This window comes from Onishia niordana, from assembly GCF_004798965.1.
Classification (GTDB): Bacteria; Pseudomonadota; Gammaproteobacteria; order Pseudomonadales; family Halomonadaceae; genus Onishia; species Onishia niordana.
In genome coordinates, this window is sequence record NZ_SDSD01000152.1 from 1 (window position 1) to 244 (window position 244).

Here is a 244-nt window from a genome sequence, read left to right on the forward strand (position 1 = left end):
TGGTGGAAGGCTTGACCATCATTTGACCAATGTGTACCTGCCTCTGAATTTTGACTATCCTGAAAGGATTTCTTTGAAGGATAAGCAAAATTTTGTAAAATATCTGACTCAAGGGCAGCACACCATTCGCAAGATTGAAGGCTATCCATATTTGGGCATTGTTCAGATCGGCACAAAAAGAAGTTTAGAGATTAAAAACGCAAAATATCCACTTAAAGCTGAGGATAACTTTGCGGACATCTAC

The 244-nt window shown here is 38.9% G+C and carries 1 protein-coding gene; it reads left to right on the forward strand.

The genetic code is table 11. The annotated features are described in order from the left end of the window. The coding region (locus ETC27_RS18305; protein WP_205742803.1) for a motility associated factor glycosyltransferase family protein at positions 1-244 on the forward strand (244 nt) is incomplete at both ends.